This is a genomic window from Clostridia bacterium (genome assembly GCA_017405765.1).
Taxonomy (GTDB): domain Bacteria; phylum Bacillota; class Clostridia; order Oscillospirales; family RGIG577; genus RGIG577.
Window position 1 is genome coordinate 46,844 of sequence record JAFQZS010000001.1, and the last position, 19,765, is coordinate 66,608.

General features: G+C 48.4%; 37 protein-coding genes. 2 read left to right on the top strand and 35 right to left on the bottom strand.

Annotated elements, in window-relative coordinates; translation table 11 throughout:
• Positions 1 to 131: 131 nt before the first annotated feature.
• The 35 genes from IJG50_00240 to IJG50_00410 all read right to left on the bottom strand — a co-directional run bounded on the left by IJG50_00240 (position 132) and on the right by IJG50_00410 (position 18,124).
• Positions 132 to 968: a tRNA 2-thiocytidine biosynthesis protein TtcA gene (locus IJG50_00240; protein ID MBQ3378276.1), complete on the bottom strand. Its 837-nt coding sequence runs from the start codon at positions 966 to 968 to the stop codon at positions 132 to 134.
• A 32-nt stretch (positions 969 to 1,000) separates the two neighbouring features.
• Entirely contained in the window at positions 1,001 to 1,642 is a 642-nt protein-coding gene (locus IJG50_00245) for an L-fuculose-phosphate aldolase (protein ID MBQ3378277.1), read from the bottom strand.
• Between the two features lie 90 nt (positions 1,643 to 1,732).
• On the bottom strand, positions 1,733 to 2,074 hold the full coding sequence (rplQ, locus tag IJG50_00250) for a 50S ribosomal protein L17 (protein ID MBQ3378278.1): 342 nt from the start codon (positions 2,072 to 2,074) through the stop codon (positions 1,733 to 1,735).
• A gap of 38 nt (positions 2,075 to 2,112) precedes the next feature.
• Complete coding sequence (locus IJG50_00255; GenBank protein ID MBQ3378279.1) at positions 2,113 to 3,069, bottom strand: DNA-directed RNA polymerase subunit alpha; 957 nt, start codon at positions 3,067 to 3,069, stop codon at positions 2,113 to 2,115.
• A gap of 161 nt (positions 3,070 to 3,230) precedes the next feature.
• A complete protein-coding gene (gene rpsD / locus IJG50_00260) occupies positions 3,231 to 3,842 on the bottom strand; it encodes a 30S ribosomal protein S4 (protein MBQ3378280.1) in 612 nt (203 codons plus the stop codon).
• Between the two features lie 17 nt (positions 3,843 to 3,859).
• Complete coding sequence (rpsK, locus tag IJG50_00265) at positions 3,860 to 4,258, bottom strand: 30S ribosomal protein S11 (GenBank protein ID MBQ3378281.1); 399 nt, start codon at positions 4,256 to 4,258, stop codon at positions 3,860 to 3,862.
• A 17-nt stretch (positions 4,259 to 4,275) separates the two neighbouring features.
• Positions 4,276 to 4,644 carry a 30S ribosomal protein S13 gene (gene rpsM / locus IJG50_00270; GenBank protein ID MBQ3378282.1) on the bottom strand — a complete coding sequence of 123 codons (369 nt, stop codon included), beginning with the start codon at positions 4,642 to 4,644 and terminating at the stop codon, positions 4,276 to 4,278.
• A gap of 24 nt (positions 4,645 to 4,668) precedes the next feature.
• The gene (rpmJ, locus tag IJG50_00275) at positions 4,669 to 4,782 is read right to left on the bottom strand and encodes a 50S ribosomal protein L36 (protein ID MBQ3378283.1); all 114 of its coding nucleotides are present in this window, start codon (positions 4,780 to 4,782) and stop codon (positions 4,669 to 4,671) included.
• Between the two features lie 60 nt (positions 4,783 to 4,842).
• Positions 4,843 to 5,061, bottom strand: coding sequence for a translation initiation factor IF-1 (infA, locus tag IJG50_00280; protein ID MBQ3378284.1), 219 nt, complete (start codon positions 5,059 to 5,061; stop codon positions 4,843 to 4,845).
• A 2-nt stretch (positions 5,062 to 5,063) separates the two neighbouring features.
• Positions 5,064 to 5,369, bottom strand: coding sequence for a KOW domain-containing RNA-binding protein (locus IJG50_00285; GenBank protein MBQ3378285.1), 306 nt, complete (start codon positions 5,367 to 5,369; stop codon positions 5,064 to 5,066).
• 8 nt (positions 5,370 to 5,377) lie between these two features.
• Positions 5,378 to 6,127, bottom strand: a complete 750-nt coding sequence (gene map / locus IJG50_00290) for a type I methionyl aminopeptidase (protein ID MBQ3378286.1) — start codon at positions 6,125 to 6,127, stop codon at positions 5,378 to 5,380.
• 6 nt (positions 6,128 to 6,133) lie between these two features.
• On the bottom strand, positions 6,134 to 6,766 hold the full coding sequence (locus tag IJG50_00295; protein ID MBQ3378287.1) for an adenylate kinase: 633 nt from the start codon (positions 6,764 to 6,766) through the stop codon (positions 6,134 to 6,136).
• A gap of 12 nt (positions 6,767 to 6,778) precedes the next feature.
• Positions 6,779 to 8,062: a preprotein translocase subunit SecY gene (gene secY, locus IJG50_00300; protein ID MBQ3378288.1), complete on the bottom strand. Its 1,284-nt coding sequence runs from the start codon at positions 8,060 to 8,062 to the stop codon at positions 6,779 to 6,781.
• A gap of 3 nt (positions 8,063 to 8,065) precedes the next feature.
• Positions 8,066 to 8,506 carry a 50S ribosomal protein L15 gene (gene rplO, locus IJG50_00305; GenBank protein ID MBQ3378289.1) on the bottom strand — a complete coding sequence of 147 codons (441 nt, stop codon included), beginning with the start codon at positions 8,504 to 8,506 and terminating at the stop codon, positions 8,066 to 8,068.
• 18 nt (positions 8,507 to 8,524) lie between these two features.
• Positions 8,525 to 8,707, bottom strand: a complete 183-nt coding sequence (rpmD, locus tag IJG50_00310; protein ID MBQ3378290.1) for a 50S ribosomal protein L30 — start codon at positions 8,705 to 8,707, stop codon at positions 8,525 to 8,527.
• A 13-nt stretch (positions 8,708 to 8,720) separates the two neighbouring features.
• On the bottom strand, positions 8,721 to 9,224 hold the full coding sequence (gene rpsE, locus IJG50_00315) for a 30S ribosomal protein S5 (protein ID MBQ3378291.1): 504 nt from the start codon (positions 9,222 to 9,224) through the stop codon (positions 8,721 to 8,723).
• A 16-nt stretch (positions 9,225 to 9,240) separates the two neighbouring features.
• Positions 9,241 to 9,600, bottom strand: coding sequence for a 50S ribosomal protein L18 (gene rplR, locus IJG50_00320; protein ID MBQ3378292.1), 360 nt, complete (start codon positions 9,598 to 9,600; stop codon positions 9,241 to 9,243).
• A 17-nt stretch (positions 9,601 to 9,617) separates the two neighbouring features.
• On the bottom strand, positions 9,618 to 10,163 hold the full coding sequence (gene rplF / locus IJG50_00325) for a 50S ribosomal protein L6 (protein MBQ3378293.1): 546 nt from the start codon (positions 10,161 to 10,163) through the stop codon (positions 9,618 to 9,620).
• A gap of 18 nt (positions 10,164 to 10,181) precedes the next feature.
• A complete protein-coding gene (gene rpsH / locus IJG50_00330; GenBank protein ID MBQ3378294.1) occupies positions 10,182 to 10,580 on the bottom strand; it encodes a 30S ribosomal protein S8 in 399 nt (132 codons plus the stop codon).
• 33 nt (positions 10,581 to 10,613) lie between these two features.
• Positions 10,614 to 10,799 carry a type Z 30S ribosomal protein S14 gene (locus tag IJG50_00335; protein ID MBQ3378295.1) on the bottom strand — a complete coding sequence of 62 codons (186 nt, stop codon included), beginning with the start codon at positions 10,797 to 10,799 and terminating at the stop codon, positions 10,614 to 10,616.
• A gap of 15 nt (positions 10,800 to 10,814) precedes the next feature.
• The gene (gene rplE, locus IJG50_00340) at positions 10,815 to 11,357 is read right to left on the bottom strand and encodes a 50S ribosomal protein L5 (GenBank protein ID MBQ3378296.1); all 543 of its coding nucleotides are present in this window, start codon (positions 11,355 to 11,357) and stop codon (positions 10,815 to 10,817) included.
• A 20-nt stretch (positions 11,358 to 11,377) separates the two neighbouring features.
• Positions 11,378 to 11,698 (bottom strand): 50S ribosomal protein L24, encoded by a 321-nt coding sequence (rplX, locus tag IJG50_00345; GenBank protein ID MBQ3378297.1) that lies wholly within the window; start codon positions 11,696 to 11,698, stop codon positions 11,378 to 11,380.
• A gap of 14 nt (positions 11,699 to 11,712) precedes the next feature.
• Positions 11,713 to 12,081 carry a 50S ribosomal protein L14 gene (rplN, locus tag IJG50_00350; GenBank protein ID MBQ3378298.1) on the bottom strand — a complete coding sequence of 123 codons (369 nt, stop codon included), beginning with the start codon at positions 12,079 to 12,081 and terminating at the stop codon, positions 11,713 to 11,715.
• A gap of 76 nt (positions 12,082 to 12,157) precedes the next feature.
• The gene (gene rpsQ, locus IJG50_00355; protein MBQ3378299.1) at positions 12,158 to 12,412 is read right to left on the bottom strand and encodes a 30S ribosomal protein S17; all 255 of its coding nucleotides are present in this window, start codon (positions 12,410 to 12,412) and stop codon (positions 12,158 to 12,160) included.
• 14 nt (positions 12,413 to 12,426) lie between these two features.
• The gene (rpmC, locus tag IJG50_00360) at positions 12,427 to 12,621 is read right to left on the bottom strand and encodes a 50S ribosomal protein L29 (GenBank protein MBQ3378300.1); all 195 of its coding nucleotides are present in this window, start codon (positions 12,619 to 12,621) and stop codon (positions 12,427 to 12,429) included.
• Between the two features lie 2 nt (positions 12,622 to 12,623).
• A complete protein-coding gene (gene rplP, locus IJG50_00365; protein ID MBQ3378301.1) occupies positions 12,624 to 13,052 on the bottom strand; it encodes a 50S ribosomal protein L16 in 429 nt (142 codons plus the stop codon).
• Positions 13,052 to 13,852 carry a 30S ribosomal protein S3 gene (gene rpsC, locus IJG50_00370; GenBank protein ID MBQ3378302.1) on the bottom strand — a complete coding sequence of 267 codons (801 nt, stop codon included), beginning with the start codon at positions 13,850 to 13,852 and terminating at the stop codon, positions 13,052 to 13,054. The genes rplP and rpsC overlap by 1 nt, the downstream gene beginning before the upstream one ends.
• A gap of 19 nt (positions 13,853 to 13,871) precedes the next feature.
• Positions 13,872 to 14,207 carry a 50S ribosomal protein L22 gene (gene rplV / locus IJG50_00375; GenBank protein ID MBQ3378303.1) on the bottom strand — a complete coding sequence of 112 codons (336 nt, stop codon included), beginning with the start codon at positions 14,205 to 14,207 and terminating at the stop codon, positions 13,872 to 13,874.
• Positions 14,208 to 14,240: 33 nt separating this feature from the next.
• Positions 14,241 to 14,522 carry a 30S ribosomal protein S19 gene (gene rpsS / locus IJG50_00380; GenBank protein MBQ3378304.1) on the bottom strand — a complete coding sequence of 94 codons (282 nt, stop codon included), beginning with the start codon at positions 14,520 to 14,522 and terminating at the stop codon, positions 14,241 to 14,243.
• Between the two features lie 13 nt (positions 14,523 to 14,535).
• The gene (gene rplB / locus IJG50_00385) at positions 14,536 to 15,369 is read right to left on the bottom strand and encodes a 50S ribosomal protein L2 (protein MBQ3378305.1); all 834 of its coding nucleotides are present in this window, start codon (positions 15,367 to 15,369) and stop codon (positions 14,536 to 14,538) included.
• A 39-nt stretch (positions 15,370 to 15,408) separates the two neighbouring features.
• Entirely contained in the window at positions 15,409 to 15,702 is a 294-nt protein-coding gene (gene rplW, locus IJG50_00390) for a 50S ribosomal protein L23 (GenBank protein MBQ3378306.1), read from the bottom strand.
• Positions 15,702 to 16,325, bottom strand: coding sequence for a 50S ribosomal protein L4 (gene rplD, locus IJG50_00395; protein MBQ3378307.1), 624 nt, complete (start codon positions 16,323 to 16,325; stop codon positions 15,702 to 15,704). Before rplD ends, rplW begins: the two co-directional genes overlap by 1 nt.
• A gap of 29 nt (positions 16,326 to 16,354) precedes the next feature.
• Complete coding sequence (gene rplC / locus IJG50_00400) at positions 16,355 to 16,993, bottom strand: 50S ribosomal protein L3 (protein MBQ3378308.1); 639 nt, start codon at positions 16,991 to 16,993, stop codon at positions 16,355 to 16,357.
• A 137-nt stretch (positions 16,994 to 17,130) separates the two neighbouring features.
• The gene (rpsJ, locus tag IJG50_00405; GenBank protein MBQ3378309.1) at positions 17,131 to 17,439 is read right to left on the bottom strand and encodes a 30S ribosomal protein S10; all 309 of its coding nucleotides are present in this window, start codon (positions 17,437 to 17,439) and stop codon (positions 17,131 to 17,133) included.
• Between the two features lie 475 nt (positions 17,440 to 17,914).
• Positions 17,915 to 18,124 (bottom strand): hypothetical protein, encoded by a 210-nt coding sequence (locus IJG50_00410; protein ID MBQ3378310.1) that lies wholly within the window; start codon positions 18,122 to 18,124, stop codon positions 17,915 to 17,917.
• A gap of 89 nt (positions 18,125 to 18,213) precedes the next feature.
• On the opposite strand from IJG50_00410, the gene IJG50_00415 reads away from it, so the two are divergent.
• On the top strand, positions 18,214 to 18,969 hold the full coding sequence (locus IJG50_00415) for an alpha/beta hydrolase (protein MBQ3378311.1): 756 nt from the start codon (positions 18,214 to 18,216) through the stop codon (positions 18,967 to 18,969).
• 21 nt (positions 18,970 to 18,990) lie between these two features.
• Positions 18,991 to 19,581 carry a hypothetical protein gene (locus IJG50_00420; protein ID MBQ3378312.1) on the top strand — a complete coding sequence of 197 codons (591 nt, stop codon included), beginning with the start codon at positions 18,991 to 18,993 and terminating at the stop codon, positions 19,579 to 19,581.
• Positions 19,582 to 19,765: the final 184 nt, after the last annotated feature.

The window sequence follows — 19,765 nt, forward strand, 5'->3', positions numbered from 1 at the left end:
GGCTACTTCGCTAAACCGCCGTTTTTCGGCGTCAATACTTTAATCATCTAAATAAATACTATTTAATTATATATTCAGCCATTATAAAAGTCAACCGAAATTCATAATATCAACGCAAAAGCGGTCGGGCGTCAATATTTTTCCAAAAAAACGTGCGTCTCACCTTTCGTCTTATACGCAGGAAACGTATCAAGCACGACGGAATGGATACTGTTGAAAATGCACTTTTCTATATCGGGATTATTCTTCTTTAACTCCTTTAAGAGCATTTTCACTTCCTGCCGCTTCGACGTCTCTCCCGCGCCGCCCGCTTCGTCGATCTTCTCCGTAAAGCGGCATGCGCATCTTATGAATTCAAGGCCGTTATAATTCTTCCAGCGTATTATGCTGTCCTCGTGGACGCAGTAGAGCGGACGGATAAGCTCCATACCTTCGAAGTTCGTGCTGTGCAGCTTCGGCATCATGCCCTGAAGCTGCGCGCCGTAGAACATACCCATCACGGTTGTTTCGATAACGTCGTTAAAATGATGTCCCAACGCTATCTTATTGCAGCCGAGAGACTTTGCCTTGCTGTACAGGTGGCCGCGACGCATACGTGCGCAAAGGTAGCAAGGCGATTTTTCCGTATTGTTCGCAACGTCGAAAATATCAGTCTCAAAAACTGTTATGGGTATATTCAAAAGCTTCGCGTTGTACTCGATCTTTTCCCGGTTCTCTTTGTTATATCCCGGATCCATCACGAGAAACACAAGCTCAAACGGAAATTCGCTGAATCGCAAAAGAAGCTGAAGAAGCTTTGCCATTGCCATCGAATCCTTGCCTCCGGAAATGCACACGGCTATGCGGTCGCCCTCGCTGATAAGCTCATATCGCTTTACCGCAGCAATAAAGGGATTCCACAGCTCCTTACGGAATTTTTTCGATATGCTGCGTTCCACAAGCTGATATTTTTCAAGCTCTCTGCTCATTTTAAGCTCCTTTTAAATACTCGCGCACCGCGTTACTGGCCGTATGATTTGAACTTCTCCATAAGGCGCCGCATCTCGTCCTCGGGGAGAATGAGCGGCTTTCCCATGCTTCTCGCAAGCTGATAAGTGCGGCAGCATTCCTCTATCGTCATGGCGATATGAAATGCGCTTTTTATATCGCCCGCGCCGGCCACAAGGCCGTGATTTGCAAGAAGCACGCAGTTTCGCCCTTCCATATATTCACATGCGGCCGAAGCAAGCTCCGCCGTGCCGTATGTGCGATACGGAGCGCAGCGCACGTCCGGCCCCGCGAACGCCACGAGATAGCTAGAAGCGGGAAGCCCCTCGCCAAGCGTCGCAAGCGCCGTCGCGTAAGGCGAATGAGTATGCACGACGGCTCGTACGTCAGGCCTGTTCTGATAAAAGATGCTGTGGAGCCTGTATTCGCTTGAGGGCTTCATATCTCCGTCAAGCTTTTCATGGTCGGCCGCACGCATCACGACTACGTCGGCGGGAGTCGTCTCAAAATAATCGACTCCGCTCGGGCTTATCGCCATAAGCCCCGTTGAGGAATCGAAAATGCTTATATTTCCTCCCGTGCCGGTAGTCAGCCCGTTAGTTATAAGCTTTTTCCCGTATTCTACTACGAGACTGCGCTCTTTTTCCATTAACATAAGACCGTCTCCGTTCCAAAAATCCATGCTGCTTTCAATGAAACGGGCGGAAACATCGCTGCTTCCGCCCGTTTATTAACTTATACTCGATTATACAAGCTCGATAATCGCCATCTCTGCTGCGTCGCCGCGGCGGGGACCGATTTTAACTATGCGCGTATAACCGCCGTTGCGGCCTTCATAACCGGGAGCTATCTCAGTAAAGAGCTTGTGTACAACTTCCTCCTTAGTGATATAAGCCATTGCGCGGCGGCGCGCATGAAGCGTATTCTTCTTTCCGAGCGTTATCATTTTTTCGGCAATGGGGCCAACCTCCATCGCTCTGGTAACGGTCGTCTCTATTTTGCCATTCTCAAGCAGATAAGTAACCATTGCGCGAAGCATCGCACGGCGATGGTCGGTAGGTCTGCCGAGCTTACGTGCTTTAGACATTGTTCGTGAACCTCCTTATTAAAAATCTCAGAGAGGCTTTATTCTTCCTCTTTCTTTAAGTTAAGTCCTAATGCGATAAGCTTGTTGACTACTTCGTCAAGTGATTTTCTACCGAGATTACGAACTTTCATCATGTCGTCCTCAGTTCGGTTTGTCAAATCCTCAACCGTATTTATTCCCGCGCGCTTCAGACAGTTGAAGGAGCGAACGGAAAGATCCAGCTCTTCAATAGTCATTTCGAGCACCTTTTCCTTGTTGACTTCTTCCTTGCCGACCATGATCTCAGCGTTCATGGCGTCATCGGAAAGCTCAACAAAGAGCGACAGGTGTTCATTTAATATCTTAGCGCCCAGAGAAACGCTCTCATTCGGAGATATCGTACCGTCGGTCCATATTTCTATCGTAAGACGGTCGTAGTCTGTTATCTGACCTACGCGGTGAGCTTCAACGTAATAATTTACCTTGAGCACAGGCGTATAAATCGAATCTACCGGGATCGTGTCAACGGCAGGAAACTGGTACAACGTCTTGTTGCGTTCTGCGGAAATGTATCCTCGTCCCTTGTTTATGGTTATCTCCATATGAAGCTTGGCATCAGGTCCAAGTGTCGCTATGTGCAAATCCGGATTTAATATTTCAACATCGGAATCTTCCTTTATGCTGCCCGCAGTGACTTCGCATTCGCCCTGCGCAGAGATATAAAGGGTCTTCATGCCTTCCGAGTGAAGCTTTGCCGTAAGCTGCTTTAAATTAAGTATTATCTCGCTTACGTCCTCTTTAACTCCCGGGATTGTTGTGAATTCATGCTGTACGCCGTCTATCTTTACGCTCGTAACGGCAACGCCCGGAAGCGAAGAAAGCAGCACGCGGCGAAGTGAATTGCCGAGTGTCGTTCCGTATCCGCGCTCTAAAGGCGCAATAACGAATTTACCGTAGCACGGGTCTTTATCAGCGGCGTTCTCGTGTGTTATATTAGGCTTTTGAATCTCGATCACAAAAATAACCCTCCTTGGAATCATCTGTTTTAATGGATAATGTCATGTATGTTTCGCAGTACACACATCACACAATCTGGTTCGTTGCCTTTCGAGGGTAATATATAGGACTTGCAGCCTTCGCCGAAAAGGTAAACAACTGCAAGCGCCGTACCCGAATTTTACTTGGAGTACAACTCAACGATAAGATGTTCTTGAACATCAAAGTCAATATCTTCTCTAAGAGGCAGTCTCGTTATTGTAGCTTTAAGCTCCGTCTTCTCACGCTCTATCCATGCGGGGATGGTGAACTTGGGCGCATCCTCGCCGAGCAGGCGCTTGAAAGCAACAGACTCGCGGCTTCTGTCCTTTATAGTTATAACGTCGCCGGAATTGATAAGATAGGACGGGATGTTCACAGATTTTCCGTTTACTAAGAAATGGCCGTGATTTACGAGCTGGCGAGCTTCTCTTCTCGTCATAGCGAAGCCTGCGCGGTAAACGACGTTATCAAGGCGTCTTTCAATAGTCGTAAGCAAAACCTCACCGGTGATGCCGCGCGCTCTAACTGCCTTCTCGTAATACATACGGAACTGCTTCTCCAGAATACCGTATATGAACTTTACCTTCTGCTTTTCCTTTAACTGAATGCCATATTCGCTGGACTTTCTGCGTCTGTCCTTTTTGGGATCGCGGATGGATTCACTCTTCGAAGCAGACGTATAGCCCATAACTGACGGCGAAATACCAAGCTCTCTGCAGCGCTTTACTATAGGTTGCATATTCTTTGCCATGATTTTTCCTCCTTTAATTAGACACGTCTGCGCTTAGGCGGTCTGCATCCGTTGTGCGGGATGAGAGTAACGTCCTTTATCATGCTTACTTCAAGACCGGCAGTCTGTAATGCACGTATTGCCGCTTCTCTGCCCGAACCGGGGCCCTTTACAAAAACCTCAACATACTTGAGTCCATGCTCCATTGCTGCCTTGGCTGCGGTCTCCGCTGCCGTCTGAGCTGCGAACGGAGTGGATTTTCTCGAACCTCTGAAGCCCAGTCCGCCTGCCGACGCCCAGGAAATAGCATTGCCCTGCGTATCGGTTATCGTTACTATCGTATTGTTAAACGAGGAGCGGATATGAGCTGCGCCGCGCTCGATATTCTTTCTTACGATGCGCTTTCTTCCGCCCTTCTTCTGCGTTGCTTTAGCCAAATCTGTCCCTCCCCTTCTTACTTCTTCTTATTGGCGATTGTCTTCTTGGGACCTTTTCTCGTGCGAGCGTTAGTCTTTGTACGCTGTCCGCGAACGGGAAGGCCTCTTCTGTGTCTTATACCGCGATAGCAGCCTATTTCGGTAAGGCGCTTTATGTCAAGCGCAACAGTACGTCTAAGGTCGCCCTCAACCTCAAAGTGCTTATCTATATAATCTCTTATAAGCGCTACTTCATCCTCGCTCAGATCCTTTACTCTCGTATCGGGATTGATACCGGAGTTCTTTAATATCTCCTGAGCATGGCTTCTGCCTATTCCGTAGATATACGTGAGTCCTATTTCAACTCTCTTATCTCTGGGAAGGTCAATGCCTGCTATTCTAGCCATTAAACTTTCACCTCCATTAAAATTTTAGCCCTGCTTCTGCTTGTGCTTCGGGTTTTCGCAAATTACCATAACCTTGCCTTTACGCTTTATGATTTTGCATTTTTCGCAAATCGGTTTTACCGACGGTCTAACTTTCATCGTTTTCTCCTCCGTTTCGCATCTTTCGGCGTAAATACGCCGTCTGTTTTCGTATGCGGTTTATTTCGCGCGCCACGTTATCCTGCCGCGCGTAAGATCATACGGGCTCATCTCGAGGGTCACCTTGTCGCCGGGCAGAATCCTTATGAAATTCAATCTGAGTTTTCCGGAAATGTGCGACAAAACCTTGTGACCGTTGGGAAGCTCAACCATGAATGTAGCATTAGGAAGCGCTTCAACTACTTTACCCTCTACTTCAATTACATCATCCTTAGCCATGATTAAATACCCCCTGTCATAGAATCTGAAGCTTCGTCGGAACAGTTTTCCACTCCGGCGATCTCTCTTCGCAATTCGGCATTTGTGACCTTATCGCCTGTGCGCAGCTTCTGCGCCGTGCGCGTGCTGCTTTGCGTTACAAGCTCAATATGCTTGAGCTTCTTTATCTTAGGCGATTCGATCTTACGCTGTCTGCCGTTAGCAATCGATACATGATTTTCTTTCGGAAAACCTATGACCACGAACAACCTTCCCTCGTCGCGTCCGTTGAGTGAACGGACGATGCTGGAAATAATGATGTCATCCATGACGTACCTCATTCCACAAGAGTCGTTATTATAGGTTCATCTCCCGTAATAACCACCGTGTTCTCATAATGCGCCGACAGCCTTGCGTCAGCCGTGTGAACCGTCCATTTATCATCGTCAACGTATACGTCGCGCGTGCCGGCGTTTATCATTGGCTCTATTGCCAGCGCCAGGCCTTCTCTTAGGCGTATACCGTGACCTGCCCTTCCGAAATTCGGTACAGGCGGATCCTCGTGAAGCTCTCTGCCGATACCGTGGCCCACGTACTTGTCAACAACGCCGTATCCAAAGCTTTCGGCATACGTGCCGATTGCGTTTGAAATGTCGCCCAGGCGATTGCCCTCTTTCGCCATTTTCAACCCTTCAAAGAAAGATTGCCTTGTCACTTCGATAAGCTTTTTTGCCTCATCGGAAACATCTCCCACGGGTATCGTATCGGCACAGTCTCCGTGAAAGCCCTTATAAAGCGCACCCACGTCGATGCTCACGATATCTCCCTCTTTCAGTTTTCTTTCCGAGGGTATGCCGTGTATTACAACGTCGTTGATCGAAATGCATACGCTGTTAGGGAAACCACCGTAGTTTAAAAACGACGGCGTCGCCTTGTGGCGCGTGATGTAGGCATGGACCTTTCTGTCGATGTCGAGCATGGAAACGCCCGGCTTGCACAGCGAGGCCGCCAGCGCCCTGGCGCCTCCGGCTATCTTCCCCGCTTCGCGCATACACTCAATCTCCAAACGGGATTTGATGTAGATCATATCCCTCTAACCTTTCAGGGCGGCTAAAATATCAGCGGTAACTGCTTTAAGTTCGCGCTTACCGTCGATATTTATCAGCTTATCCTTTTTAGCATAAAAATCTTCAAGCGGCTGAGTCTGTTCGTGGTAAATCTTCAGACGGTTTACAACGGTCTCGGGTTCGTCGTCTTTTCTTAAAATAAGCTTCTTACCGCATTTGTCGCAGTGAACGTTGTCCTTTGACGGCAAGCTTATAAGATGATAAGTCGCTCCGCAGCCTTCGCACACGCGTCTGTTCGTAAGGCGGTCGATTATTACGTCGTCGCCTAAAACGATGTTTACCACACGGTCTATATCTATTCCCATGCTCTCAAGAGCCTCAGCCTGTACGACAGTGCGCGGAAATCCGTCTAAAAGAAAACCGTTCTTGCAGTCGTCCTCTCCGAGACGTTCCTTGATGATCTCGATAACTACCTCATCGGGAACGAGCGCGCCGGACTTCATGTAGGACTCAGCCTTACGACCGAGCTCAGTCTGATTTTTCAGCGCCGCTCTGATTATAGCTCCCGTAGATATTGCGGGAATGTTAAGCTCCTTGCAAACAAATTCCGCCTGAGTTCCTTTGCCTGCGCCGGGAGCGCCCAAAAATATAAGTTTCATCTGAGTTTCCTCCTATTCCAAGAAGCCCTTGTAATGTCTCATAAGCATCTGGGACTCCATCTGCTTTACGGTATCAAGTGCAACGCCTACTACTATGAGGAGCGAGGTGCCGCCGAAGTAGAGGTTCATGCCGAGCGCTCTCGAGAAGAATATCGGAAGCACTGCGATAAGGCCTAAGAAGATAGCGCCTATAACTATGACCTTCGACAGTATCTTGGAAATATAGTCGCTGGTGGGCTTGCCGGGGCGAATGCCCGGTACAAATCCGCCGTTTTTCTTTAAATTGTTTGCAACTTCTATCGGGTTGAACTGGATCGACACGTAGAAGAAGTTGAAGAATATGATAAGCAGGAAGTAAATGACCGCATAGAGCCACGAAGACGAGCTTATCAGGTTCAGTACGAGATATCCGAAGCTTCCTACTTCGGGAGCGGGCAAAAATCTTGCTATAAGCTCAGGCAAGCTTACGATGGACGATGCAAAGATTATCGGAAGCACGCCGGACATATTGACCTTTAACGGAATATGCGTGGACTGACCGCCGTACATCTTGCGTCCTACAACGCGCTTTGCGTACTGTACAGGTATTCTTCTTTCGGCATTTGTCATAAATACAACAAATGCAACGATGAGTACTGCAACGATAATAAGGATTATCGTAGTCAGAACGTTAAGCTGGCCGGACTCATTCATTGCGATGACCGACTTCACCATAGCGGGGCCTCTCGAAATAATACCTGCAAAAAGGATTATCGATATGCCGTTGCCTATGCCGTATTCGGTTATCTGCTCGCCGAGCCACATGATGAATGCCGTGCCCGCCGTAAACGTCAGTATAATTACGAACGCCACAAAAACATTGCTGGGATAAAGCACTGCGTTGAACTGGTTTCTGAGCACCATATAATAGGCAAATCCCATGAGAAGACCAATAAGCACGGTGAGGTATCTCGTGTACTTTGCGATCTTCTTTCTTCCCTCAACGCCTTCTTTTGCAAGTCTTTCGAGTGCCGGGATCGCCACAGTCAAAAGCTGCATAATGATCGATGCGTTGATATACGGGGTTATAGACAGAGCGAATATCGTTGCCGAGGCAAACGCACCGCCGGTCAAAGTATCTAAAAATCCGAATATTGTTCCGCCTGTCGCTTCCATAAAAGCGTTCATCGCAACGGGGTCTATATAGGGCACCGGGATTACCGATCCTATTCTGAATATCACGATCATCAGGATCGTAAACAGGATCTTTTTACGAAGCTCCGGTATCGCCCATGCGTTCTTTATGGTCTCTACCATAGGCTATATCACCTCAGTTTGGCCGCCGGCGTTCGTAATTTTCTCCTGAGCGGTTTTTGAGAACTTAGCTGCTTTGACCGTAAGCTTCTTGGTAAGCTCGCCGCCTCCGAGGATCTTTATGCCGTCGCACTCCTTTTTGATGATACCTGCTTCAAGCAAAGCAGCGCTGTCAACAGTTGCGCCCGACTCGAAAGCTTCAAGCGCAGATACGTTAACGCTTACATAAGTTTTAGCAAAGATGTTGTTAAAACCTCTCTTGGGGAGGCGTCTCTGCAGCGGCATCTGACCGCCTTCAAAGCCTATTCTTACACCGCCGCCGCTTCTTGCGTTCTGGCCCTTATGACCTCTGCCGGCCGTCTTGCCGTTGCCGGAGCCGGGACCTCTGCCCTTTCTGTACGCGGGCTTTACGGAGCCGGCCTGGGGAGCAAGTTCATGTAAATTCATCTCGCAATACACCTCCTTTTAATTTTCCTCTTGTACTTCTACCAAGTGTATAATGCGTTTTATTTTTCCCTGAGTCTGAGCGTTATCGGGCTGTAAGGTCACATCGTTTATCTTCCTCAAGCCTAAAGAGTGAGCGGTCAATATCTGCTTTTCGCCTCTTCCGATAAGGCTCTTTTTGAGCGTAATCTTTAATTTCGCCATGATGTTTGACCTCCTATCCAATAATCTCCTCAACAGTCCTGCCGCGAGTGGAAGCTACCTTTTCGGCGTCTCTCATGCTTGCAAGACCAGCTATCGTTGCCATTACAACATTTCTCGGATTGTTAGATCTGAGAGATTTTGTTCTTATATCCTTTATGCCTGCGAGCTCCAAAACGGCACGAACGGGGCCGCCTGCGATAACGCCGGTACCGGGTGCGGCCGGCTTTAAGAGAACTCTTGCCGCTCCGAAAGCGCCTATGGTCTCATGAGGCACGGTAGATTCGTCCAAAGAGACCTTTATGATGTTCTTTTTCGCGTCTTCTATTCCCTTTCTTATTGCCTCGGGAACCTCGGCTGCCTTGCCCATGCCGCAGCCTACGTGTCCGTCGCCGTCGCCAACGACTACAAGCGCTGCGAACTTGTAGATACGGCCGCCCTTAACGACCTTCGTAACGCGGTTTATCGTTACGACCTTCTCGCTGAGCTCCAATGCATTTGCATCAATTTTCTCTAACATGGCTCTCCTCCTTATCTTAGAATTTCAGTCCGCCTTCTCTAGCGCCGTCCGCAAGTTCCTTTATGCGGCCGTGATAGAGATATCCGCCTCTGTCGAATACGACACTCTCAATGCCTGCGTCAATCGCCTTCTTGGCAATGAGCTTTCCGACAGTCTTTGCGCCCTCTTTATTGGAGCCAATACCCTCAAATTCTTTATCAAGCGAAGAAGCCGCAACCAAAGTTCTGCCCGCTACGTCATCGATGATCTGAGCATAGATGTGCTTTCCGCTGCGGAACACGTTAAGTCTCGGTCTTTGGGGAGTACCGGAAAGTGTGCGCCTTATTTTGTTATGGCGTTTTGCGCGCGCCTTGTATTTATCGGGTTTCGTTACCACTGACAGTCACTCCTCTCTTACTTCTTCTTAGCGCCGGTCTTACCTTCCTTGCGCTTTATAACTTCGTCTGCATACTTTATGCCCTTGCCCTTATACGGTTCGGGCGGTCTCTTCTCTCTTATCTCGGCTGCAAACTGACCTACGGCCTGCTTGTCATATCCCGAAACAACGATCTTATTGGGAGTGGGGCACTCTATCGTGATGCCTTCGGGCTCATCCATTATTACCTGGTGCGAATAACCAAGACCCATAACGAGCTGCTTGCCCTGCTTCTGCACTCTGTAGCCGACGCCGTTTACATCGAGTTCCTTTTTAAAGCCATCTTTGGTGCCGACAACCATGTTGTTTATAAGAGATCTCGTAAGGCCGTGCAGTGAACGGTGAAGCTTGTCGTCGCTCGGACGCTTAACCGTTATCGTATTGCCTTCCATCTCAATTATCATGTCCTTGTGAAGTTCCCGCGTTAAGGTGCCCTTAGGGCCTTTAACGGTAATCGTGTTTCCGTCTAAAGTGACTTTAACGTCGGAGGGAACCACAACGGGCATTCTGCCTATTCTCGACATACTGCTTTTCCTCCTTAATTACCAAATAAACGCTAAAACTTCGCCGCCGACGTTCTGCTTTCTTGCTTCCTTGTCGGTCATAATGCCCTTCGACGTAGAGATTATCGCAATGCCGAGTCCCTTCAGTACTCTGGGGAGCTCGTCGCAGCTTGCATAAACTCTGAGGCCGGGCTTCGATATACGCTTGAGACCCGTTAAGGAGTTTACCTTGCCGGGGCCGTATTTCAGCGTGATTCTGATAACGCCCTGCTTGTCGTCGTTGATTATCTGAAAGTTCTTGATATAACCTTCGTCGAGAAGTATCTGCGCAATGGCCTTCTTCATGTTTGACGCAGGTATATCGACACTGTCATGCTTTGCCTTCGATGCATTTCTTATGCGCGTAAGCATATCCGCGATCGGATCAGTCAAATACATTCTTTCACTACCTCCTTCTCATTTCCAAGGTAATTACCAGCTTGCCTTTTTTACGCCGGGAATATGTCCCTTGTAAGCAAGCTCTCTGAAGCAGATACGGCAAATACCGAATTTTCTTAAATAGCCGTGGGGACGGCCGCAGATCTTGCATCTGTTATATGCTCTGGTGGAAAATTTAGGCTCCGCCTGCTGCTTTAAAACCATCGCTTTTTTAGCCATTATTTACCTCCTAATTTAAGCGCGTACGAACGGAGCGCCAAGAAGCGACAACAGTTCGCGGGCCTCTTCATCGGTTTTTGCCGTCGTAACGAATATGATATCCATACCACGGATAGCATCGATCTTATCGTACTCTATTTCGGGGAATATAAGCTGTTCCTTAATGCCGAGCGCATAGTTGCCGCGTCCGTCAAATGCGTTGGGGTTTATGCCTCTGAAGTCACGAACTCGCGGAAGCGCTACCGAAAAGAGCTTGTCAACGAATTCGTACATCTTCTCGGAACGTAAGGTGACCTTTGCGCCGATGTTCATGCCTTCTCTTAACTTGAAGGCTGCAACCGACTTCTTAGCCTTGGTTATAACCGCCTTCTGACCCGTTATGTTAGCGAGGTCCGAAAGCGCGCCTTCCAATGCCTTCTGGTTATCCTTTGCTTCGCCTAATCCTATGTTTATAACGACCTTGTCGAGCTTCGGTATCTGCATGGGACTCTTATATTCAAACTTCTTCATAAGCGCCGGAGCTGCTTCATTTGTATATTTTTCTTTTAAACGAGACATTTCATATCCTCCTTTCGCGCTTACAGGGTCTCGCCGCAGTGCTTGCAGACGCGGACCTTTTTGCCGTTCTCTAAGAACTTGTGGCCAAGGCGGGTCGGCTTATTGCACTTGGGGCAGATGTTTATGACCTTACTTGCGTAGAGCGGGATCTCCTTCTTTATTATGCCTCCGCGCTCTCCCTGACGCTTGGGGCGAACATGAGTAGTTGCAACGTTTATACCGTCTACAACAACTTTTCTGTCAGCGGGGATAACTCTCAAGACCTTGCCGGTCTTGCCCTTATCCTTGCCGGAAAGTATCTTTACGGTGTCGCCTTTTTTAACGTGTACTTTATTATTCACTTCCTGGCACCTCCTTAAAGTACTTCCGGAGCAAGCGAAAGGATCTTAATGTATTCCTTATCGCGGAGCTCTCTTGCAACAGGGCCGAATATACGGGTTCCCCTGGGGTTTTTGTCTTCTTTGATTATTACGGCTGCATTATCGTCAAATCTGATATATGTTCCGTCTGCACGTCTCAAGCCCTTAGCCGAACGAACTATTACGCACCTAACAACATCGCCTTTTTTAACCATGCCGCCGGGAGCAGCTTTCTTAACAGAAGCCACTATTACGTCTCCGATGTTAGCGTACTTTCTCTTCGAGCCGCCGAGGACCTTAATGCACATGATTTCCTTCGCGCCGGTATTATCGGCTACTCTCAAAAATGATTGTGCCTGAATCAAGGTGCTTTCCTCCTTCTTTGTTGAACTTCGAAAACGGATTATATGTGCTAAACATATGTCCGCATTCTTAAAGCGATTATTTTGCTTTTTCTATGATTTCCACAAGACGCCATCTCTTGTCCTTAGAAAGCGGTCTTGTTTCCATTACTTTGATCTTGTCGCCGATACGGCACTCGTTGTTTTCATCATGTGCCTTAAGCTTGTAGGTGCGCTTTACTATCTTCTTGTAAAGCGGATGCTTAACGCTGTCCACGATGGCAACTACAACGGTCTTATCCATCTTGTCGCTTACTACCATACCGACTCTGGTTTTTCTATTGCCTCTTTCCATAGCTGTCCTCCCGATTAAGCATTAAGCTCTTTTTGACGAAGGATCGTCTTGCACCTTGCGATATCCTTCTTAACGTGAACTATCTTCATGGGGTTGTCAAGCTGATTCGTGGCATGCTGGAATCTTAAGTTGAAAAGCTCGCTTTTAAGCTCGGTGATCTTTTCATTAAGCTCCACAGCCGTCATCTCTCTGATTTCCTGAGCTCTCATTCTTATTCAACCTCCGTTTCCGCAGTCTCTTTCTTGACAAATTTACATTTGAGCGGCAGCTTGTGGCTTGCAAGTCTTAATGCCTCGCGAGCAACTTCCTCGCTCACTCCGCCAATCTCGAACATAACTCTGCCGGGCTTAACGACTGCAACCCAATACTCGGGCGAACCCTTACCGGAACCCATTCGAGTCTCGGCAGGCTTCTCGGTCACCGGCTTGTCGGGGAATATCTTTATCCAAACCTGACCGCCTCTCTTTATATAACGGGTCATGGCAATACGGGCAGCCTCTATCTGGTTCGACGTTACCCATGCCGGCTCCGTAGCCTGAATACCGTAATCTCCGTATACGACCTTGTTGCCTCTTAAAGCCTTGCCCTTCATGCGGCCTCTGTGTACTCTTCTGTATTTAACTCTCTTAGGCATTAACATCAGCGAGCATCTCCCTTCTGGAAGTTATTGCGTCTGTCTCCGTCGCGTCTGTCGTGTCCGTCGCGGCGATCGCGTCTGTCACGTCTGTCGCGTCTGTCGCGTCTCTCCTGAGGCGGAAGCGCGGGCTCGGGACGAACGTCGGTGCGCTTGGAATCGGGAAGTACTTCGCCCTTGTATATCCAAACCTTTATGCCAAGCTTACCATAGGTGGTGTTTGCCTCGGCAAAGCCGTAATCGATGTCGGCGCGCAGCGTCTGCAGCGGTATCGAGCCCTCATGATAGTGCTCGCTTCTCGCTATCTCGGCGCCGCCGAGTCTGCCCGATGCAGCAGTCTTTATGCCCTTAACGCCCATCTTCATGGCGCGCTCTATGGCCTGCTTCATCGCACGTCTGAAACCTACTCTGCGCTCAAGCGCTGATGCGATGCTCTCGGCAACGAGCTGTGCGTTCGTTTCGGGACGCTTTATCTCAACGATATTTATCGAAACCTGCTTGCCAAGCATCTTTTCAAGGTTGGCCTTGAGCTTTTCTATCTCTGCGCCCTGACGGCCGATAACTATACCCGGCTTTGCGCAGTGAATGTTTATCTTAACTCTTGCAGAAGCTGCGTCAGCGCCTGCCTGACGCTCTATAGCGATCTTTGCAACTCCTGCAGCGTACAGAAGCTCTTTTAAATATTTTCTTAAATTGTAGTCTTCAACGAGCGTGTCTCCGAAGTCTTTCTTATTTGCATACCACTTGGAGTCCCAGTCGTTAATAACGCCTACTCTGAAGCCTACGGGGTTAACTTTCTGACCCATGGTCTACCTCCTTTTCTTATTACTCTTTCTCACGCAGTGTGATGGTGATGTGGGACGTGCGCTTGTTTATTCTGTATGCGCGGCCCTGTGCTCTCGGCATAACGCGCTTTAACGTCGGGCCGGGATTTGCAAAAATCTCGGCTACGTAAAGCTTTGAAACATCCATCGAATGGTTGTTCTCGGCGTTTGCCATAGCGCTCTTTAAAAGCTTAATAAGCGGCTCTCTTGCTATACGCTTTGAAAGCGTTAAAATCGTCATGGCCTCCCCCACCGGCTTGTTGCGGATGAGATCGGCTACTGCCTTAACTTTTCTGGGAGACATACGAATATATCTTGCATGTGCTCTCGCTTCCATGAAAATTTCCTCCTCTCGTAACAGATCCGGTGATTATTTGCCGTTATTTGAAGTTCTCGAGCCGGCATGACCGCGGTAAGTTCTCGTCGGTGCGAACTCGCCGAGCTTGTGGCCTACCATATCCTCGGTAACGTATACGGGAACGTGCTTTCTTCCGTCATGTACCGCAATCGTATGACCTACGAAATCAGGGAATATAGTAGAGGCTCTCGACCAGGTCTTTAAAATTTTCTTATCGCCGCTTTCGTTCATCTCTTTTATGCGCTTTAACAGCACTTCCTGAACGTAGGGGCCTTTTTTAGTACTTCTGCTCACCAGCTTATCCTCCTTACTTCGAATGTCTCGATTTAACGATCATCTTATTGCTCTTAGCCTTCTTGTTGCGCGTCTTATAACCGAGCGCAGGCTTGCCCCACGGAGTGACCGGGCTGGGACGTCCTATCGGGGACTTGCCCTCACCGCCGCCGTGCGGATGGTCGTTCGGGTTCATAACTACGCCGCGCACCGTAGGACGTATGCCTCTGTGACGCGTGCGGCCGGCCTTGCCGAGGTTCACGTTCTCCTGGTCTATATTGGAGACCTGCCCTATCGTAGCCTTGCATTCGATTCTTATATAGCGAACCTCGCCCGAAGGAAGTCTGACCTGAGCGAGCTTGCCCTCTTTAGCCATGAGCTGCGCCATGTTGCCGGCTGCGCGCACGAGCTGAGCGCCCTTACCGGGGTGAAGCTCTATATTGTGGATGAACGTACCTACCGGTATGTTCGCGATGGGCAGCGTGTTGCCCGTCTTTATGTCCGCATGCTCGGAGCTTAATATCGTGTCGCCAACTTCAAGACCGTGGGGAGCGATTATATATCTCTTTTCGCCGTCCTCGTATTCGATGAGCGCGATGAACGCCGTTCTGTTGGGATCGTACTCGATCGTGAGCACCTTAGCGGGCATATCAAGCTTGTTGCGCTTGAAATCTATTATTCTGTACTTCTTTCTGTTGCCGCCGCCGCGATGACGAACAGTGATTCTGCCGTAAGAGTTTCTGCCGGCATTTTTCTTTATGGTATCCAAAAGGCTCTTTTCCGGTTTAACCTTGGACAATCCGTCGTAGTTCGTGACAGTCATGCCGCGTCTGCCGGGCGTCGTCGGGTTGTACTTTTTGATTGCCATATCGTGTCTCTCCTTCTTTCAATACTTAAACTTTGGGGCTTACATCATGCTCTCGAAGAATTCGATGGGCTTCGAGTTTTCGGTAAGCTTTACGATGGCCTTTTTTCTGTCCGGGCGATAGCCGACGAAACGGCCCTGTCTCTTCTCTTTGCCCCAAACCTTAATGGTATTGACGTCCTTGACCGTTACGCCGAACACCGTTTCAACGGCTTTTTTTATCTCGACCTTGTTGGCGTTTACGTCAACGTAGAAAGTATATTTCTTATCGGCAATACCCATCATGGACTCCTCGGAGATTACGGGCTTAATGATTACATCGTATACGTTTTTCATTATGCGTACACCTCCTCAAGTTTTGCAAGCGCCGCTTTCGTAAGTATAAGCTTGTTGTGAAGCAGCACGCTGTAAGTGTTTATGTTGGAAGCCATGCTCGTGGAAACGCCGGGGATGTTCTTTGCCGAACGAACGAGCTTGTCGTTTGTTCCATCGGTAACGATGAGCGCCTTCTTGTCAACTCCGAAAGCCTTGAGCATTGCAACAACGCTCTTAGTCTTGTATTCCTCCAGCGTGATATCGTCTATTACGATAACGTCGCCCGATGCGGCTCTCGACGAAAGCGCGCTGTAAAGCGCCGTCTTTCTCAATTTCTTGTTTACTCTGAAGCGATAGCTTCTCGGCTTGGGCGCGAATACCACGCCGCCGTGAGTCCACTGAGGAGCGCGGGTGGAACCCTGTCTTGCGCGGCCGGTGCCCTTCTGGCGCCACGGCTTCTTGCCGCCGCCGGCAACCTCGCCGCGGGTAAGAGCGCTCTGTGTGCCCTGACGCTGTGCAGCAAGGTAATTTCTTACCATCATGTGCATGGCGGGAACGTTTACTTCGGAGCCGAAAAGAAGTTCGTTTAATTCAACTTCACCTATTTGCTCCGCTTTCATATTATATAAAGCAACCTTAGGCATTAAATTTTCCTCCTTCCCTTAATCTCGGCTCAGACACCGGCCTTGACGGAATTCTTAACATAAACAAGTCCGCCCTTAGGTCCGGGGATAGCGCCCTTGATAACAAGTATGTTGTTCTCGGCATCTACCTTTACTATGTCAAGGTTCTGAACAGTTACCTGCTCAGCGCCCATGTGTCCTGCCATCTTCTTGCCTTTGAAAATTCTGCTCGGGTCAGAGTTTGCGCCCACCGAACCTACCGAACGGTGAACGGGGCCCGTACCGTGCGTCGCACGGAGCTTTGCGTTGCCGTATCTCTTTACAACGCCGGCATAGCCTTTACCTTTGGAAATGCCCGTTACGTCTACCTTGTCGCCTTCTGCGAAAACGTCGGCCTTTATAACGTCGCCCACGTTCATGTCGGCGGTGTTCTCAAGCCTGAATTCTTTTAAGTGACGCTTTAAAGGTGCGCCTGCCTTTGCGAAGTGACCCTTCTGGGGCTTGTTTGCCTTTCTCTCGGGGATGTCCTCGAAGCCGAGCTGTACGCTTTCGTAGCCGTCGTTTTCAAGGTCCTTCTTCTGTACTACCACGCAGGGACCCGCCGAAACCACGGTAACGGGGATCACTCTGCCGTCCTCGGCAAAGAGCTGCGTCATGCCGATTTTCTTGCCGATAATTGCCTTTTTCAATTTTCTTACCTCCGTATTAGTTATTGGTTGGCTTTTTGCCAACTTGACTTTGACCTGTCCGCTTTTTGTAAAAGCAGCATGTAAGCTTTATAAGGGGGATATCAGTCCTCTATCAGTCTAGAGCGTAACATCCGAAATTAAAGCTTTATGTCTATTTCTACGCCTGCGGGAAGGTCGAGGCTCATAAGCGCTTCAACGGTCTTTGCCGTCGGCTTTATGATATCGATAAGTCTTTTGTGGGTTCTAAGCTCGAACTGCTCGCGCGAATCCTTGTACTTGTGTACTGCGCGAAGGATCGTTATTATCTCCTTTTTAGTGGGGAGCGGCACGGGGCCCGAAATGCTTGCACCCGTTCTTTTTGCCGTTTCAACGATCTTTTCACAAGACTGGTCGATAAGCAAATGATCATACGCCTTGAGTCTTATTCTGATTTTTTCCTGTGCCATTTTTTCCTCCTTGAAAATCGTACGTTTGTTTTGTTCGTACGACGGTAAAACTCACTGCACACTTATCCGGGTGTTTCTTCTTTTTACATAAACAAACCGGAAATTTGCTCTCTGCCGCCTGCGTAAAACCGCAATTTCACACAAGGGCGCAAATATTCCGGGGAATGTTCGAAAAACGAATCGCCATACCAGCGGGCGCATATGCCCTTGGGCATAAGTCCATAATATGCACAGTAATTTTTACGTCGCCCGGTTTAAAATCGGACATACTCCGCGGAAATTTCCTGCCGCAAGGGCAGCTACCTCCCGCATCATCGCTTGTCATGCCTAATTAGTATACTATACGGTGCCTTAAAAAGCAAGCCTTTTTTATGTAAAATTATAATTTTATTTTACAAAATTATTCTCAAAAAAGGCCTGTTTTTAATATATTCTCACAAAACATCTTTTCATTGCCTCGTCTGACGTGATATAATTATATCATATCACGATATCCGTCTGTCAGGGACAAATCATCATACGTCTGCCAAATGCGGGCTTCGGCCTGACTTGCGGCTTCCTTTTCGGCGTTCTCCCTTGCCAGCTTGGGTATAGTGTTGTTAGCAAGCAGGATAAGCAGTACTATTACTATTGCCCATATCCACCAATACTTTGGATTGGGACCTCTTCTTTTTCTCGGTCTCATGGTATCACCTTCCGAAAAAGAAGTATATCATATCAAAACGGCGCTGTCCATTGCGTATTTTACTAATTTGGAATGAGAGGTATTATATAATGAAGAAAGAATTCATAAAAGGCAAAAACGGCTACGATATTCCCTGCCTTCACAACATTTCGGGAAGCGACAGACTTGTCGTAATAATCATACATGAGTTTCGCAGCTTGAAATATACTCCAACTACTGCCGCAATTATACCCGCACTTGAAAACGAAGGCATATCATCTATCTGCTTTGACTTTCCCGGTCATGATGAAAGCCCCGTTGACGGCGAAAAGTTTTTGATGGGCAACTGTCTCGACGACCTTGCATCGGTTGAAGAGCATGTGCGCGCGATTTCGCCGGATGCTGAGATAGCATATTTTGCGTCGAGCTTCGGCGCATATACGCTGCTTCTTCATTTTGCAATGAGAAAGCCTTTAGGCCGCCGCGCTTTTTTAAGATGCGCCGCAGTCGATATGGCAAAGGTTATCGAGAGAGCCGCCGCGCCGGATGCTTTTCGTACGCTTAATGAGCAGGGGTACGTCGTTTTGGATAAAGGGCCGCTTCGCCCGCTCAAAATGATGAAGCAGCTCTACGAGGAATTCAAAGAATACCGTCCCATAAATCTTCTTAAAAAAGGACAGGGCGACTTCGTTATGATCCATGGCGCAAAAGACAAAAACGTTCCGCTCGAGTGGGTCAGCGAATTTTCAAATGCACTCGACATACCCCTTATTATAATAGAAGATACAGACCATTTCATGTTCAAGCCTGCGTCCGCGATGATAACGGTAGTCGATGAGGCAGTGAAGTTTTTTAAGCGCAGCTAGTAAAAGGAAGAGGCTATTCATATGAAAAAGGCTCCCGAAGATATCAGGCAAGACAGCCGTTACGCTTCTTATTCGCGTACAAAGAAGCACAAATCCGCCGACAATTATATTACAAAAAAAACTAAAACGAGCACAGCATGGGCCGTACCCGTTATACTTTTGTGCGTGATTTTTTTCATTGCCGCTCTGTCGGTAACGCGTGATTATATAGAAAGCGGCAATCCCGACGTGCCTGTTGCTGTCGTTATGGATATAATCATACTTTTGCCCGTATTCTTTTTAGGTCTTATTTTCTTTCGTAAATCGACCGCCGAAAAATACGGCGCCGTGCTTGCCTCATCCAAAGAGCCATACATCGAGCTTACAAATCTTGACGAAGCGCTTCATACGACGAATGCGGCAGCCAAGCTTAAAGCTCTTTCCCGCCGCGGATACATGAAAAACTTTGCATTTGATGAATATACGGACCGTCTGCTTCTTCCTTTGAACGAGTCGTCGCAAATCGAAGACCTTACGGGACCGGTGACCGTAATTTGCCCCGGATGCGGAGCTTCGCTTCAGAAGATGCCCGACGAAAAGGTGCAGTGCGAATACTGCGGACGAGATCTGTAAAAAAACAAGGGGGGCGTTTTCACGCCCCCTTTGTTTTTCATAAGGAGGCCGTCCCGAAAATTGTGTAAACCTCCGATAAGGTGTAAAATAGAAGCACCATATTGGAGGTTTAATTATGAGCAGCAGAAGAAAACGCAGTTCCGAGGAACGAGCACGGAGGGAGAAAATTCGTGAATTGCTGCAA